This is a genomic window from Streptococcus sp. F2 (assembly GCF_056500955.1).
The window spans coordinates 1-13,299 of record NZ_JBWKAI010000020.1 but is presented as its reverse complement, the minus strand read 5'-3'; the positions used below and the strand labels follow the sequence as shown (position 1 = coordinate 13,299).

The window sequence follows — 13,299 nt, the reverse complement described above, 5'->3', positions numbered from 1 at the left end:
CATCTTGGCGATGTTCCACGTCCCATCCTAATAAGCAAGTCAGTTCAGTGATGTATAAACCTTAAATAAGGTGACTTTCGCGCTGATCAAACATTTCTTGCGCTAATGTGACCAGTTCCTCTATCAAATCAGAATAAGCCAATCCCATATTTTCCCATAAAAGGGGATACATAGACCATTGAGTAAAGCCTGGCATAGTGTTTAGTTCGTTGAGGTAAATCTGTCCATCTTGACTTAAGAAAAAGTCACAACGAGACAAGCCACAGCCTCCCAAAGCTTTAAAGGCAGATTCAGCATAAGTGCGCATCTTAGTCATCGTATCCTGATCAATTTCGGCAGGAATAGCCATGGTAATTTTGTTATCGATGTATTTAGCCTTATAGTCGTAAAAATCAACATCCTTAACGACTTCGCCAGGTAAGGTTGACTTGACCTCTGTATTGCCAAGAAGACCAACTTCGATTTCTCTTGCAACCACACCTTGTTCAATTAAGACACGGCTATCATAGGTCAGTGCTAATTGAATAGCCTCTTTTAATTCCTCTTTTGTTTGGGCTTTAGAAATACCTACTGAAGAGCCCATATTAGCTGGCTTCACAAAAATAGGAAAGGCTAAGGTAGCTAGCGTCTCTGTCAAACAAGCTTCTAAGTCCTGCCCATCAATATAAACAGTATAAGCCACCTGAGGAATATCTGACGACTCTAAGACACGTTTTGTGGTGATTTTATCCATAGCCACACTGGATGAGAGAATGTTAGTCCCTACATAAGGCATTCGTAACACTTCCAAAAAACCTTGAATAGAGCCGTCTTCTCCCATAGGTCCATGTAAAACTGGAAAAACAACGGCATCTTCTTCATAGATATCGCTTGGCTTAATCTGCTGCTCATACTGAATCGTACTATTGGTCATCAAGCGTTCTGTGGCTGCTGGCTTTTCTGAAAATTCTTGGGTTTTGATGAATTGGCCTGTCTGACTGATAAAATAAGTTTTCACCAAAAACTTATCATAGTTAACTGCTCGCATCACGCTCTCTGCTGAAAGCACTGAGACTTCACGTTCTGCTGATCGGCCTCCGTATAATAGAACTAACGTTTGTTTAGACATAGCTAACCTTTCCTAACTGAATTAAATGTCTCCTTATTATAGCAAAAAGGAGGAGGCTTTTCAAAATCTTCTGATAATAGTTATCTCTGTTGAAGTTACTTGAGGTAATCTTTAAAACCTCTTGACCTCTTGAGGCTTTTACGAAGCAAAAATGCCTTTTTCTGCCAGCACTTAAAGTTCTGTGCGGTTTTCAATAGCTCTTAACAAGGTGACTTCATCTGCGTATTCAATATCTGACCCCACTGCGAGCCCTCTTGCTAAGCGGGTAACTTTGATTCCTGCTGGTTTCAAGACCCGTGAAATATACATAGATGTTGCTTCGCCATCAGCTGTGGCATTGGTCGCTACGATAACTTCAGTCACTTTACCGTCCATTAAACGGGTAATTAAACTTTTTAGATTGATATCATCCGGACCAACACCATTCATCGGTGAAATTAAACCATGCAGCACATGGTAATAACCATGATACTCTTGAATTTTTTCCATAGCAGAAACATCTTTAGCATCTTCCACCACAAGAATCGTTGTCTGGTCACGACTTGTATCTGTGCAGATAGAACAAGGATCATCATCTGTCAGGTTGCCACAAATGGAACAATAGGTTAATTCTCTTTTAGCTGCCAATAAATTTTTAGCAAAGTCATTGACATCCTCGTCAGACATCCCAATTGTGTAAAAGGCAAGTCTGGTTGCCGTTTTTACCCCAATTCCTGGGAGCTTGGAATAACTTTCGATTAATTTTGCAATAGGGGTTGGGTAAAACACTCAATTCTCCTTTATTGGTTTCCGTACATTGTCATATATAGTGTTATCATTTCTTTAGCAATTAATTGCTGTGCCTTAGCCAGTGAATTGGTCGCATGTGGATACATTACTGCAACAGCGATGTCAGCGTCATCACTTGGTCCATAGGCTACAACATTTAAATTGTAAGTTGCTAAAGGTTGCCCTGTTTTATCCTTAACATAGGTTTCAGCTGTTCCTGTTTTAGCGCTGATACTAACTGGTCCACCTGATAATTCTCGACCTGTGGCATAACCACTGCCACTATTCACCACCTGATAAAAACCATCTTGAATAATCGCCAATTGGTCTCCTGATAAATGAACTTTGTTCAGTAAGCTGGTTTCAATTGCCTGACTTAACTGCCCTGGTCCTTGGCTGCCATCATCTTGGTAAATACCCTCAACAATATGTGGGGCAACCCGATTACCACCATTAGCAATAGTGGCTACATATTGCGCTAACTGCATTGTCGTGTAGTTATCAAACTGACCAAAAGATTCGCTTAGAACATTTGAAATGGTGTAATTGTCCGTTAAATAACCTCTAGATTCTCCAGGCAAATCAATTCCTGTTGGCACACCCATGCCAAATTCCGCGTAGGCCTTTCGCAACGCTGACATGGTTTCTGACATTCCAGAACTTGTTAAAGACATGCCCGGATAATACTCTTGGCCCATCATTTTCAGGGTCAACTTTACCATGTAGGTATTTGAAGAATATTCTAAAGCTTGGCTAGCAGTGATTGGCAGCTGTCCAGCTGTAAACCAAGAATTAATAGGTTTAGAATCTCCAAATTGAATCGATTGGTCCGTAAGAACCTCATTTCCCTCAATGGCTCCTGCCTGCCAACCTGCTGCCAGAGTAGCTCCTTTAACAACAGAACCGGGGGTAAACACGTCGGTAATAGTTCCCAAAGCATCACTATCCACTTGACCTGTCTCCTTGTTATAAGATAAGCCTGACATAGCTAAAACTGCTCCTGTTTTTGGATTCAGCGCAACAGCATAGATTCCTTCAGAATAATCCGCTTGACCACTGGCCACTTCAACCTCATAATACCGCCTTATGATGTCATCTACGCCTTGCTGATAGTCCAAAGGAATCGTTAATTTGATATTCTTACCTGGCTCTCCCTTATCAAGTTGCTGTTCAGAGAGGATTTTGCCTGCCTTATTAGTCTTGATTTCTTTAATCACGTGGTTCCCTTGAAGAACGGATTCGTATTGTTTTTCAAGGTAGGAAGTCCCCACACGGTCATTCATAGCATACCCTTTTTTGAGGTACTGATTAACTTCTTCTTTAGGAAGACCAGCTTCCTCACTAGATACTTTTCCTATAAGGGCTGTTAAGCTTGTATTGGCAACCTGTCGTTCCCAATCGGTCCCAATAGCAATACCTGGTAATGTTGTTTGATTAGCCCGAATATTCTTAATAATTTCTTCATTTAAGGGATTGGTTCTTAAATTAACCGTTGTAAAAACAGCCGCTCCATTCATTTGATTAAAAATAGCAATGGTTTTCAAGTCCTCATCTGAGTAGTGAAGGTCACTTTCTTTTACAGAAGCAACAGCATTGGCATAAATCGTCGCTTCCGTTAAGCGATTGCCAAACCTGTCTAGAACAGCCTTTTTAGGAAGTCTCTTAACAATTTTGGCATACACATCTGGATCAGCCAAATAAAAATCTTTTTTAGCTCGGCTTGTCACGCTAGCTTCTGGGTACGAAACATAACTTGCCAGATGCCTAGCTAGAACTTTCAGTTCGTTAGCACTGGCTTTTGGACTTCTGGTGTAAGTAACCACATCTTTTATGGTATTTGAGACAAGGGGTTTGCCACTAAAATCAAAAATTTTCCCACGAGGTTGAGCCACTTTAACCTTATAAACGGTAGAAGATTTTAGCTTACTCACGTAAAAAGAGGTCGTGTAAATTTGCATGTAGGCCAACCGTAAAATCAGTCCGACAAATAATAAGACAATAATCAAAAAAAGGAGATGAAGTCGTCTCGGAATACTTGCTTTATTTTTAGTAATGAGTGATGCCATTGTGTTCTTCTGCTCCTCCTTTTTAAACTTCGCTTCTTATTTTATCACAAATTATAAAAAGAAGACCGGGAATAAAGTCTTCCCAGTCTAAAAATTTTATCTGAACTTATGCTTTCTCAGGATGATAGTAAGCTTTGAAATAAAAGAGACTCACAAAAATAGCTCCGCCAATAATATTACCAGCATAGACAAAGGTAAAGTTAAGGATAAAGTCCAACCAAGTTGCTCCACCTTCAAAAATTGCTGCTGGAATGACAAAAGCGTTTGCCACACTATGCTGAAAACCAAGTGCTACAAAGGTCATAACAGGGAACCAAGTACCAAGGAGTTTACCCGTAGCATCACTTGCGCCATAACATAACCATAAAGCAAGACCCACAAACCAGTTGCAACCAATCCCTGATACAACGGCTTGTAAAGGTGTTGCGGCTATCTTAGCATGAGCCACTTCTATCACTTCTTCTTTAAAAATTCCTGCCGAGGTCAATCCTAAAAAATGCCCAAAAACAAAGGCTACAAATACCGCACCAATAACATTAAATAAGGTAATGATGAGCCAGTTGTTTATCAAGTCCTTGGCTTTAATCTTTTTGGCGAAAAAGGCCGCTGAAACAGCCATCATGTTTCCTGTAATTAATTCTCCACCAGCCATCAAGATAATAATCAATCCAATTGGAAATGCACAGGCCCCCAGAACACTCGAGAAAGCTCCAAATGTCTCTAAACCACTAGCAGCAATCCTAACGTAGAGCAAGTAGCCTAAACTAATCATTGCGCCTCCAATAAAGCCTAAAATAGACTTGGCAAGAAATGGCTTACTAATCTTATGCTCGCCAATATGAATTGTTGATGCTAAAATCTGTTCTGGTGTTTTCATTACATCTCCTTTTGTTATCGTATTCACAAATGCACTTTTTAGTATATCAATTTTTTAAAAAAATGCAAGCCCTTCCATAGTGAAAGGGCCAGTTTTATAGATGGAGGAGCCATCAAGACTACCTAGCTAAGGTTTTGCAATGGATAAGTCTAATTCAGCAGCTAAAAATCTCCAGAGAGCTAAAGCAAGATAAAAATCTACCATGCCATGAATCAGAGACCCCACACCAATCAGGCCAAACATTGACCAAAAATAGGATAAAGAGGTTGCAGTTGTTGCTGTCATAGCATAGACAACCACAAATTCAGTCAATCCATGAAGAACATTGACTAAAAAGGCAAACCATAAGGTTTTGAGTGGAGATTTAATCGTTTGAGGGGATTTGCTCAACCACCAAGCTGCCAAGACAGCAAACAAAAGGTGCGAAAAAGCTCTCAAGACAATAATAAGGGGAAAGCCAGCCAATAAAAAACCTAGCCCCGTTCCAAGGGCTACAAAAAGAGCCACAGGAACAGATATGAAAACAGCTAGAAATAAGGGAACATGACTAGCCAGTGTGAAAGAGGCTGGGCCGATAATCAGCTTAAGAGGCATAATCATTGGAATTAAAATAGCAAAAGCAACTAAGATCGAAACATAGGCAATTAATTGTGTTGGTTTTTTAGTCATTATATCTCCTTTTAAGAGATAGTATAACGCATTGGTTTACAAGTGTCAAGACACCTATAAAGCAATCCGCTGTTCCGATTGCTATTTATTCTTTGGACTCTCTACCGACCAGTATATAGAATGCCCGCTGCTTCTAAATCTTGGGACATTGCTTCAAAAGCTTCTTGACTCGGGCAGGAAATCAAATGGCTGTGCAACCCTTCTGTCAAAGATGATAGCAATTCAGCATTAGAGTGGTTTAGTTTTTTCATAAAGTTAGTCACATCAGACTGACTTTTTATATTCAAGGGGGCTGTAATCATGCCATAAATAGGATGTTCTACTTCAACAGTAGTAATAATTCCCTGATGCGCTAAAATGATTTGCAATTCTTTTTCTGTCTCTGCCAAACCGTGTTGACAGACAATGCGGGCACAAAATTGGTGACTAAACAGAGCTGTTGACATGATATAGCCTTTAGGAGTTGAAATGATATCAATTTGTTGGGCACGAAGTAAGGCGACATCTCCAACAATGACTTGGCGACTAACACCTAGCAACTTAGCCAAATAAGTAGCGGACAAGGCCTCTTGTTCGCCAGTTAAGTACTCAATAATTTTTTGACGACGTTCTTCTGCTTTCATAATCTATCCTTTTTTTCAAGTTAGTTCTATCATACCACATTTTTCAGAAGAAACTCCTGTCTCTCATAAGTAAGACAAGAAAAAACCAGACCAAAGTCTGGTTTCACAATTATTCACCACCGAGGTAGTATTCTTTAACAATGTTAAGTTTTTCATCCAATTCGAAAACAAGTGGTGGGAAGTTTGGAATTTCCACATCCATGATTTCGTCATCAGAAAGACCTTTAATGTGTTTAACAAGAGCGCGGATTGAGTTACCGTGTGCACCAACAAAGACGTTTTTGCCGTCAAGAAGAGCTGGAGCAATTTTTTCTTCCCAATAAGGCATTGCGCGTTCAAGGGTTACTTTTAAGTTTTCAGCATCTGGGATAAGAGCTGGATCAAGATCAGCATAACGACGATCATTGTGTGCTGAATACTCGTCATTTTTATCCATAGCTGGTGGTAAAACATCGTATGAACGACGCCAAATGTGAACTTGCTCATCACCAAATTGTTCAGCAGCTTCTGCTTTGTTTTTACCAGTTAAAGCACCATAGTGACGCTCGTTCAAACGCCATGATTTTTCAGTTGGTACCCACAATTGACCAGCATTTTCAAGAGCAAGGTTAGTTGTTTTAATTGCACGTGTTAATACAGAAGTGAATGCAAGGTCAAATTCAATGCCTGCTTCTTTGATCAATTTACCAGCATCAATTGCTTGTTGTGTTCCTTTTTCTGAAAGATCAACATCTGCCCAACCAGTGAAGAGGTTAGCTTTGTTCCATTCTGACTCACCGTGGCGAGCGAAAACCAATTTTACCATTAGTTAATATCTCCTTTTAATTTAAAGGTTGCTACCTTTTTACAACTTCTATTTTACAAGAAATAGGGTAAAAAAGCTAGTCAATTCCTTCTTTTATTGAAAATCCTATTGTGAATATCATGAAAACATTCATTGTTCGGAAATTTATTAATAAAAAGGATTTTTTTCAAAAAATATCTTGCTATTATTCACATCCGGTGGTAGAATAGAAAAAATTTGTCTAAAATATGGAGGAAATAATGGTTTCTACTGCTACACAAATTGGTCATTTCTCTTTCGATAACTGTTTGATGAATGCTGCTGGCGTTTACTGCATGACAAAAGAAGAGCTTATGGAGGTTGAAAAGTCTCAAGCCGCTTCCTTTGTCACCAAAACAGGGACGCTCGAAGCTCGTCAAGGAAATCCTGAACCCCGCTATGCAGATACTAGTCTCGGTTCTATCAATTCGATGGGACTCCCCAATAATGGTTTTCGCTACTACTTAGACTTTGTCAGTGATCTTGCCAAAACCGGGCAACATAAACCTCATTTTCTCTCCGTTGTCGGGCTATCTCCTACTGAAACCGAAACCATTTTAAAAGCCATCATGGCTTCAGATTATGAGGGTCTAGTGGAACTAAACCTTTCTTGCCCGAACGTTCCAGGGAAACCACAGATTGCTTATGATTTTGAAACCACTGATCAACTTCTAGAGAACATCTTTACCTATTACACTAAACCTCTTGGTATCAAATTACCTCCTTATTTTGACATTGTGCATTTTGACCAAGCAGCTGCTATTTTCAATAAATATCCCCTTTCCTTTGTTAACTGTGTCAATTCTATCGGAAATGGTCTAGTACTTGAGGATGAAGAAGTCCTCATCAAACCTAAAAATGGCTTTGGTGGCATTGGTGGAGATTATATTAAACCTACTGCTCTTGCCAATGTCCATGCGTTTTACAAACGCTTAAAACCTACTATCCACATTATTGGTACAGGGGGAGTTAAAACAGGACGCGATGCCTTTGAACATATTCTTTGTGGCGCCAGTATGGTTCAAATTGGTACGGCTCTTCATCAAGAAGGACCGGCTATCTTTGAGCGGGTGACCAAGGAATTAAAAACGATTATGGCAGAAAAAGGCTACCAACGTTTAGCAGATTTTCGTGGGAAATTACGCTACAGAGATTAATCTTAATAGTCAAAAAAGCTTGGAGAGTGGTACTTTGTACACTTTCCAAGCTTCTTTTTAAAATGGAAATTTTTTTGAAGGGACGGCATCATTTTCTTGGGCCTGTTTTTGCTGGTCAGTTGATTCAACTTTCCTTTTTTGCTTGCGCTCAAATCGTTGATATGAATAGAAAAACAAGATGATTTTGATTATTGAAAATACAGCTAAGCCAATAGTAATAATAGTAAACATAGAATGGTTTTCTCTTTCCTCAATCTCACTATTATTATAAACACTTTCACGTCTTCAAGCAAGTTTCCTGTTACTTATAAGAAAGTAACCGCAAGCTATTCAAAATTACTAAGATTGTTGATCCTTCATGCCCAACTACCCCAAGAGGTAAGTTTACCACTTGAAAAACATTAGCTAAAATCAATAGAGTAATAACAGACAAAGCAAACACAATATTTTGTTTGACAATGGTTTTCATTTTGCGTGACAGTTGAATCGAAAAAGGAATACGAGTCAAGTCATCCATAATCACACTGTCTGCACTTTCCATAGCGATATCTGTTCCTGATCCAATAGCATAAGAAACATCCGCCTGAGCAAGGGCAGGAGCATCATTGATGCCATCTCCTACCATGGCAACAAAGCCATATTTTGCTTTGAGTTCTGTTAGTTTTGCGACCTTATCTTGAGGCATACAATTAGCAACAACTTCGTCAATACCAAGCTTTTGGGCAACATAATTAGCAGTTCGTTCTTGGTCCCCTGTTAACATGACCGTCTTGATTCCCATAGCATGAAGAGCTTCAATGGCACGTTTTGACTCTAATTTGATGTCATCTAACAAAGCGTAGTAGGCTACTAGTTGGTTATCGCGAGAAACAAAGATAAGAGTTTTCCCTTGACTTTCTTCTACCTGAATCGTTTCTTCAAAAGCTGAAAGATCTGGCACCATCTCTAAAATAAAGGATTTCTTCCCAATGCGCCATTCTTGACCTTGATAGAACCCTTGGAATCCTTTCCCAGAAATCTCTTCTAATTGGTCAAAATTCAGTGCTTCTACTGCTTCAGTGTGTTCAAGTAGGGCTTTAGAAATAGGATGGGTACTGGCAGATTCGGCTCCTTTTACCAGTCTATTCACAAGTAATTCATCTGTTAAATAATGCGCAGCTACGACAGATGGTTTGCCTTGAGTTAGGGTTCCAGTTTTATCCATCACGACAGCCTGAATATCTCCCATGTTATCTACGATGTCACCGCCCTTGATAATCAATCCCTTTCTGGCTGCACGAGAAATCGCTGAAAGACTAGCAGGTGTTGAACTAGCAATCAAAGCACAAGGAGAGGCAACTGTCAATAGAATCATCCCTCGATAAAAAGCATCCAACCAGGTCCAAGCAAGAACAAAATGACTAAAGAGAATAAAGGCAGGGACAAGGACAAGGACAAATTTAACATAGCTATCTTCTAAACTCTCAATAAAGGTAGCTGTTTTACTCTTTTGACCTTGGGCAGATTCTACCAAACTTACAATCTTAGCAAAAAGGGTATTGTCATTTTCAACAGTAACCAACATATCGATCGTTTGCCCTTGGTTAATGGTTCCTCCAATAAGTTCTTGACCTTTTGTCTTATCAACAGTAATCGGCTCACCAGTAACCATAGACTCGTCAAATTGACCAAAAGTACTCAAGAGTTCCCCGTCAATTGGAACAGCTTCGCCTTTACGAACCTGCAAACGATCTCCAATAGTCAAAAGCTTGGTATCAACGTCTACAATACTACCATCTTCTTGATAACGACGTGCTGTATCTGGCGTTAAAGACATTAAGGCAGAAATAGCATCTTTACTTTTTTCCATGGCCATTTCTTCAAGGGTATTAGATAAAGAAAAGATAAAAATCAGCAGAGCGCCTTCCAACCAGTAGCCAATGATTCCAGCACCGATAGCAGCTAAAATCATCAGAACATCTACTGACAAATGTTTATGTTGCACCAAATCCAATAAGCCAGCTTTTGCAGATTCGTAACCTCCAATTAAGAAAGCCAAAATAAAAATGGCAGAGGCAACATGTGGCAATGGTCCAAGAAAGGCTAAGCCAATAATGATTAATACCAGACAGGCTAAAGTCTCCATAAGATGAAGATGGTCTATGATCCATGCTTTGATTGTCATTTTAGTTTCCCTCACAATTAATAATTCTCTCAATCTTTAAGATATATTAATTATAATAATTCTAAATAGATAAGTCAAGTAATTTAGAACAATTCTAAATAAAGTTTTTTTAGTTAATCATCTCTTTGAAAAATCTCATAGCTACCATTTGCAAATACGAGAAAATCCTATTCCAAACTAAGGAAATGTTATACTGTTAGGAGGAGGATTGACCGCATGGCAAAACCGTTAGGAGAAACATTTCGTGAGTTAAGGCTAAATCGAAACCTTTCCTTACAACAAATTGCAGGAGACTCTGTCTCACTGTCACAATTATCACGTTTTGAAAGGGGACAGTCAGATATTTCCCTCAATAAATTTTTAGTTGCCTTAGATAGGATGCATGTTGAAGTAAAAGAATTTATGGATGCCGCTTCTGACTTCAAAAAAACTGAGCAGATTCGTTTTATGTCACATTTAATTCCGCTTGAATATGCCCGTGATGTGGAGGGATTTAAAGCTTTGCAGGAGGAAGAAAAACGGAAATACCAAGAGCAGCCTGATTGGAAAAGGTATTATTTAAACGTTATTTTACTACAAGGATTTATTTGTAAGTGTGACCCAACAATTCCTTTTCCCAAAGCTTATCTTGATGACGTTACTGATTATCTCTTTAGCACTGAGCAGTTGCAGATTTACGAACTCATTTTGATTGGCAATCTTTATCTCTTTATCGATATACCACTGCTCGACAGAATGGGACGAGAGATTCTTAACAATCACCATTACTATCAAGATATTTCCAGTCATAAGCATTTAGTAACCATTACCCTCTTAAATATCTGGGAGACGTGTCTGCACCGACAGGCTCTATCCTATGCCACTTATTACCAAGACCAGCTAAAACCTTTATTGACAAATGAGACCAAATTATATGAAAAAACCATCTTCTTGTTTTTACAAGGCTTACAAGACTATTTAACTGGGGACTGCCTAGCTGGTATTCAAAAAATGACAAAAGCTATTGATATTTTCGAAGCATTGGATTGTCCTCATATGGCTCATAATTACCGCTCAGACTTTGAACGATTTGTTAAACCTCTTACCTAATTTGCAAAAAAATCAAAAACCTCCTAAAAGTGATTTATAATAACATCACTTTACTGTGGAGGTTTTCTAATGACAAAAAATGAATACCGACTCTTAACAAGTCGTGCTGTTAACAAGATTGGCAATGTGATTTACGATTATGGCAATAGCAGTTGGATAGCTGGTCTAGGTGTAGTAGGGCAAAAATACCTCGGTTATTACCAGTTAGTTGATAGCCTGATTGCTCTCTTTTTAAACCCAATTGGTGGTGCTATCGCTGATCGTTATAAACGTCGACAGATTCTGTTATGGACTGATGCTATCGGAGCCATAGCCTGTGGCTTATTAGCTTTCATGCCTAGCAAGCAAGGCATGCTGTTTGGTCTTATTACTGTCAATGCCATTCTAGCCATCTCACATGCCTTTTCTGGTACCTCTTTTCGTGCCTATGTTGTCACCCTTGTTAAGGAAGAAAGGTTAGTGGACTTTAATGCACATTTGGAAATTATTTCCCAAATCATTAGTATTTCGTCTCCTTTGCTGGCTTTTTGGGTCGTTGATCGTCTCGGATTGAGACCCGCCTTGCTGCTAGATAGTATCAGTTTTGCCCTTTCCTTCGTCTGCCTATGGTCAATCACCACCAAAGAAACTCATCTTCAGCCCAAATCTGGTCAAATCGGTATTAGGCATTTACTGACAGATATAAAAGAAGGCTTAGACTTTATTCACCGAGAAAAAGAGATTTTCTTTCTCCTTACAATCGCAACCCTGGTTAATTTTTTTATTGCTGCCTTTAATTACCTTCTCCCCTTCTCCAATCAGTTGTTTAATCGTTCCTCTAGTTACGCTACCATGCTGTCACTTGGAGCTGTGGGAGCCATTTTAGGAGCACTTTTTGCTAACAAATACTTCAAAAATAATTACCAAAGTCTCTTAATCGCTTTAGGAATTAGTGGTTTGGGACTTGCGATGCTTACTCCATTGCATCTTGTTAAGGTTTCTACCTTAGTCATAGCCTCTGGTAACTTTTGGTTTGAATGTTTTCTAACCATTTTTAACATTCACTTCTTTTCCATGGTTCAAAAAAAGGTCCCAAAAGCCTTATTAGGACGTGTCTTTAGTTCTATTTTTACCCTTGCCGTTTTACTGATGCCCTTAGCTACCATCCTCATGACAGCCTTGCCAATGTCTGTTAACCCTCTTAGCTTTTCCCTAATCGGATTTGGCATAAGCCTCACTTCCCTGTTAGCCTATGTCTACGCCCGTCAACACTTCATGTAACACCACTATCAAAAATTTTTTACTATAACAATTCAGGTGACGCGCAGAACCTTTTTAAGCTGTTATTCACATGACCATAGCAAGAAGCGCAACGATAGCTGACACCATGAAACACTACTAATTTCATAGCTAAACATACAAAAAAGCCCACTGCACAGGCTATAACGCTTGTACAATGGGTTTTTATCTATGCAATTATTTAACAGCGTCTTTAAGAGCTTTACCAGCTTTGAAGGCTGGAACTTTTGAAGCTGCGATTTCGATTTCTGCACCAGTTTGTGGATTACGACCTTTACGAGCTGCACGTTCGCGTACTTCGAAGTTACCAAAACCGATTAATTGTACTTTTTCACCTTCAGCAAGAAAAGCTTCAATTGCAGAAAATACGGCATCAACTGCTGCTGCTGAATCTTTTTTTGTAAGTTCAGTTGCTTCTGCAACTTTTGCGATTAAATCTTGTTTGTTAGCCATTTAACAAATCCTCCAAATAATTAGTAAGCTTAATGCTTTAACAGATATTATCATATCTAAAAAAAGCGATTAGGTCAAGTATTTAACGTTATTTGGCCACGCCGTACGCATGAAAACTTTCTCTTCATCCTTTTGTGCCCGGACATCAATTTTGAAAAGATTCCTTTTTAAATCAATCATCTGCTTAGCCTCTTTCTCCAAATAATTGGACTAAATAATCTTTC

General features: G+C 39.1%; 13 protein-coding genes. 3 read left to right on the top strand and 10 right to left on the bottom strand.

All coding sequences use genetic code 11. The annotated features are described in order from the left end of the window. Window positions 1-61: 61 nt before the first annotated feature. The 7 genes from ACYTR8_RS07050 to ACYTR8_RS07020 form a co-directional block, all read right to left on the bottom strand. Window positions 62-1,108, bottom strand: coding sequence for a D-alanine--D-alanine ligase (locus tag ACYTR8_RS07050; protein WP_269760257.1), 1,047 nt, complete (start codon window positions 1,106-1,108; stop codon window positions 62-64). Between the two features lie 171 nt (window positions 1,109-1,279). After that, on the bottom strand, window positions 1,280-1,876 hold the full coding sequence (recR, locus tag ACYTR8_RS07045; RefSeq protein ID WP_003057983.1) for a recombination mediator RecR: 597 nt from the start codon (window positions 1,874-1,876) through the stop codon (window positions 1,280-1,282). A gap of 11 nt (window positions 1,877-1,887) precedes the next feature. After that, window positions 1,888-3,942, bottom strand: a complete 2,055-nt coding sequence (gene pbp2b / locus ACYTR8_RS07040) for a penicillin-binding protein PBP2B (protein WP_479641921.1) — start codon at window positions 3,940-3,942, stop codon at window positions 1,888-1,890. Between the two features lie 106 nt (window positions 3,943-4,048). Next, window positions 4,049-4,819 carry a formate/nitrite transporter family protein gene (locus ACYTR8_RS07035; RefSeq protein WP_003051604.1) on the bottom strand — a complete coding sequence of 257 codons (771 nt, stop codon included), beginning with the start codon at window positions 4,817-4,819 and terminating at the stop codon, window positions 4,049-4,051. Window positions 4,820-4,945: 126 nt separating this feature from the next. After that, on the bottom strand, window positions 4,946-5,488 hold the full coding sequence (locus ACYTR8_RS07030; RefSeq protein ID WP_111717038.1) for a hypothetical protein: 543 nt from the start codon (window positions 5,486-5,488) through the stop codon (window positions 4,946-4,948). Window positions 5,489-5,589: 101 nt separating this feature from the next. Continuing rightward, window positions 5,590-6,111, bottom strand: coding sequence for a transcription repressor NadR (locus tag ACYTR8_RS07025; protein ID WP_111717040.1), 522 nt, complete (start codon window positions 6,109-6,111; stop codon window positions 5,590-5,592). A gap of 109 nt (window positions 6,112-6,220) precedes the next feature. Beyond that, window positions 6,221-6,916 (bottom strand): phosphoglycerate mutase, encoded by a 696-nt coding sequence (locus tag ACYTR8_RS07020; RefSeq protein ID WP_003051611.1) that lies wholly within the window; start codon window positions 6,914-6,916, stop codon window positions 6,221-6,223. A 239-nt stretch (window positions 6,917-7,155) separates the two neighbouring features. On the opposite strand from ACYTR8_RS07020, the gene ACYTR8_RS07015 reads away from it, so the two are divergent. Next, window positions 7,156-8,091 carry a dihydroorotate oxidase gene (locus ACYTR8_RS07015; protein WP_479641920.1) on the top strand — a complete coding sequence of 312 codons (936 nt, stop codon included), beginning with the start codon at window positions 7,156-7,158 and terminating at the stop codon, window positions 8,089-8,091. A 57-nt stretch (window positions 8,092-8,148) separates the two neighbouring features. On the opposite strand, the gene ACYTR8_RS07010 is transcribed toward ACYTR8_RS07015, so the two are convergent. Continuing rightward, entirely contained in the window at window positions 8,149-8,322 is a 174-nt protein-coding gene (locus ACYTR8_RS07010) for a hypothetical protein (protein WP_014612444.1), read from the bottom strand. 70 nt (window positions 8,323-8,392) lie between these two features. After that, window positions 8,393-10,255 carry a heavy metal translocating P-type ATPase gene (locus ACYTR8_RS07005; RefSeq protein ID WP_111717044.1) on the bottom strand — a complete coding sequence of 621 codons (1,863 nt, stop codon included), beginning with the start codon at window positions 10,253-10,255 and terminating at the stop codon, window positions 8,393-8,395. A 216-nt stretch (window positions 10,256-10,471) separates the two neighbouring features. Here ACYTR8_RS07005 and ACYTR8_RS07000 point away from each other — a divergent pair, with 216 nt between their 5' ends. Next, window positions 10,472-11,344, top strand: coding sequence for a helix-turn-helix domain-containing protein (locus ACYTR8_RS07000; RefSeq protein WP_479641919.1), 873 nt, complete (start codon window positions 10,472-10,474; stop codon window positions 11,342-11,344). A gap of 69 nt (window positions 11,345-11,413) precedes the next feature. After that, entirely contained in the window at window positions 11,414-12,604 is a 1,191-nt protein-coding gene (locus ACYTR8_RS06995) for an MFS transporter (protein WP_479641918.1), read from the top strand. 195 nt (window positions 12,605-12,799) lie between these two features. On the opposite strand, the gene ACYTR8_RS06990 is transcribed toward ACYTR8_RS06995, so the two are convergent. Then, window positions 12,800-13,075 carry an HU family DNA-binding protein gene (locus ACYTR8_RS06990; protein WP_003044261.1) on the bottom strand — a complete coding sequence of 92 codons (276 nt, stop codon included), beginning with the start codon at window positions 13,073-13,075 and terminating at the stop codon, window positions 12,800-12,802. Window positions 13,076-13,299 lie beyond the last annotated feature (224 nt).

Coding starts and splice junctions, on each gene's coding strand:
- ACYTR8_RS07050 (WP_269760257.1), bottom strand. CDS start 1,108: ATGTCTAAACAAACGTTAGTTCTATTATACGGAGGCCGATCAGCAGAA.
- pbp2b (WP_479641921.1), bottom strand. CDS start 3,942: ATGGCATCACTCATTACTAAAAATAAAGCAAGTATTCCGAGACGACTT.
- ACYTR8_RS07035 (WP_003051604.1), bottom strand. CDS start 4,819: ATGAAAACACCAGAACAGATTTTAGCATCAACAATTCATATTGGCGAG.
- ACYTR8_RS07030 (WP_111717038.1), bottom strand. CDS start 5,488: ATGACTAAAAAACCAACACAATTAATTGCCTATGTTTCGATCTTAGTT.
- ACYTR8_RS07025 (WP_111717040.1), bottom strand. CDS start 6,111: ATGAAAGCAGAAGAACGTCGTCAAAAAATTATTGAGTACTTAACTGGC.
- ACYTR8_RS07020 (WP_003051611.1), bottom strand. CDS start 6,916: ATGGTAAAATTGGTTTTCGCTCGCCACGGTGAGTCAGAATGGAACAAA.
- ACYTR8_RS07015 (WP_479641920.1), top strand. CDS start 7,156: ATGGTTTCTACTGCTACACAAATTGGTCATTTCTCTTTCGATAACTGT.
- ACYTR8_RS07010 (WP_014612444.1), bottom strand. CDS start 8,322: ATGTTTACTATTATTACTATTGGCTTAGCTGTATTTTCAATAATCAAA.
- ACYTR8_RS07005 (WP_111717044.1), bottom strand. CDS start 10,255: ATGACAATCAAAGCATGGATCATAGACCATCTTCATCTTATGGAGACT.
- ACYTR8_RS07000 (WP_479641919.1), top strand. CDS start 10,472: ATGGCAAAACCGTTAGGAGAAACATTTCGTGAGTTAAGGCTAAATCGA.
- ACYTR8_RS06995 (WP_479641918.1), top strand. CDS start 11,414: ATGACAAAAAATGAATACCGACTCTTAACAAGTCGTGCTGTTAACAAG.
- ACYTR8_RS06990 (WP_003044261.1), bottom strand. CDS start 13,075: ATGGCTAACAAACAAGATTTAATCGCAAAAGTTGCAGAAGCAACTGAA.